This is a genomic window from Nonomuraea sp. NPDC003201 (assembly GCF_053590415.1).
Window position 1 is genome coordinate 1 of sequence record NZ_JBSFTC010000702.1, and the last position, 1,794, is coordinate 1,794.

General features: G+C 63.1%; 3 protein-coding genes and 1 pseudogene. 2 read left to right on the plus strand and 2 right to left on the minus strand.

Annotated features, from left to right (window positions below):
• Positions 1-208: pseudogene (locus tag ACWDX9_RS62920) on the plus strand (hypothetical protein); the annotation flags it as partial.
• 161 nt (positions 209-369) lie between these two features.
• Positions 370-516 (plus strand): hypothetical protein, encoded by a 147-nt coding sequence (locus ACWDX9_RS62925; RefSeq protein ID WP_449973390.1) that lies wholly within the window; start codon positions 370-372, stop codon positions 514-516.
• Between the two features lie 168 nt (positions 517-684).
• Here ACWDX9_RS62925 and ACWDX9_RS62930 read toward each other — a convergent pair whose 3' ends face one another.
• Together ACWDX9_RS62930 and ACWDX9_RS62935 are read right to left on the minus strand one after the other, a co-directional pair.
• Positions 685-960, minus strand: a complete 276-nt coding sequence (locus ACWDX9_RS62930; protein ID WP_449973388.1) for a hypothetical protein — start codon at positions 958-960, stop codon at positions 685-687.
• Between the two features lie 131 nt (positions 961-1,091).
• The gene (locus ACWDX9_RS62935; protein WP_449973389.1) at positions 1,092-1,577 is read right to left on the minus strand and encodes a hypothetical protein; all 486 of its coding nucleotides are present in this window, start codon (positions 1,575-1,577) and stop codon (positions 1,092-1,094) included.
• Between the last annotated feature and the right edge of the window lie 217 nt (positions 1,578-1,794).

The following is a 1,794-nucleotide window of genomic DNA, read 5'->3' on the forward strand; positions in this document are numbered from 1 at the left end:
GTTCGCCTACGTCGAAGGCGAACCGGCCGACGGTCACCACCTGCCCCTCATCCGGCTCCGCTACGGCGGATCGGCCTCCATCTGGGGATTCGGGCTCTACCTCGCCAGCAGTGGCACGTACGAGAACCAGATCCTGCCCACTGGCATGTCAGCTGGCACGCCCCAAGAAGCCCTCGACTGCGCCTGCGATCTCTACCTCAGCCACTGACCCCGAAGAACTTAGGGGCAAGACCACTTAGGCAGGCCCGCCGATACCACCCCGCCCGGCTCAGCTGTTAGAGGGTGTTCTCAACCTCCCGTCCGGTGCCAAATCTCGCTCATAGCGCTGGCCTGCGGTTTCGCGCGTTGTCAAGCTGCACTGCGATACTCATGGATCAGACCGCAGACGGCGCTTCGCCGCTGTATTCGAGCTGTGAGATCGACAACTGCCGCAAGGAACTCGTCGCGCTGAGCGACGGCTACCGCGGATCGGCCGAGTCCTGGGCAGACCTGCTGCGTGACGCTAATGATCACTAAAAGATCATGTTCCCCCGATGTTCCCGCATCTCGCCATGCGGCAGTCGACGCCTTCGATCCGCCGTGAAATTCGAGCTCACCACGCAAGCCTGATGCGCAGATACGGCGTGTGGATATGCCCGATCAGCCGCGCCGATGCCCGCACCCAGGAAGCACACGTGATCGTGATCAAAAACGCACGACCACGCCGAGCTCGCGCAGCCGGGCGACTGCCGTCGACAGACACAGCGCGGCGCTGGCGCCGTCGGCACGCATGCCCACCTCCAGCGGGCCGCCGCTCGCCGCGAAAGTCCAGGAATGCCGACCCTCCGCCTGCCTCTCGGCATCAACCCTGAGCATCGCATTGATGCCCTGCTCGGCGAGCCACTCCAAGATGAGCAGGGTCGCGTCCTCGATGCCGCCGTCCTGGTCAGCCTTCGCCCATCGGCCTTTCCTCCCGGTCACGGCACGACCCTATCGAGGAGGGATCGCCATGGACTCATCGGCGCCGGACGTCGTCATCGCACGACAGGCGGATCTGGACATGCCCTCACCGGGTCGCGGTCATCATGCCCGCATACCGTCCGATCTGGGACTCAGACCAAGAGCCGGATCGAGGGAACCTCGGCATCGACCGCGATCTCCGTCTTGCATTCGCCGCACTGTGGACTCCAAGGACGACGTACGTTCGTCTGAATTGATCCCTTGCCCGAGGCCTCCTGATGGGGGCAGTGACAGCCGTAGTGCAGCCGGACCCACCTGCTCAGAGGCGTCGCATTCCCACCCCGCTTGGCATCCTGGAACGGCACCCACCAGAAGTCGATCACGGCCCTCAAAACCAACAGAGCGTCCTGGCTTGTCACGTCGAACGCCGAGATCCGCGCCGCAGCAAAGTGCTTGTAGTCCCTCCTGCTGCTGCAGACGGCCCGCTCATCCCCCAACTTCAACGCGGTCGTCCGGCCCATCCGCTCACAGATGAAGCAATCCAAGCTCAGTTCAATCGTGGGCTCCCAGAACACGTGGTCACGATGGGCGTCCTCAAGCTCAGACAGGGTGGCTTTGATCTCAAGGCTGCGCAGCATCTTGGGATCGTCGCACAACTACCACGGCGGCGACGTAGACGAGCCCAGCTTGACAAGGTGCAGAGAAGGTTTCTGTGGGCGATCGATGTGCCGTGGAATCAGGCCACCTGGACTGAGGCCCGTGAACCGCTCCGATGCTCCTATGTTTGTCAAGCAGCAACGGGAACCTCGTTGTTAGCGGCGTTTGGGCTGGTGAGGGCTTTGAAGAGCTCTCGAG

Bases quoted from the DNA above. Each gene is read 5' to 3' on its own strand.
- ACWDX9_RS62925 (WP_449973390.1), top strand. From the start codon at position 370: ATGGATCAGACCGCAGACGGCGCTTCGCCGCTGTATTCGAGCTGTGAG.
- ACWDX9_RS62935 (WP_449973389.1), bottom strand. From the start codon at position 1,577: ATGCTGCGCAGCCTTGAGATCAAAGCCACCCTGTCTGAGCTTGAGGAC.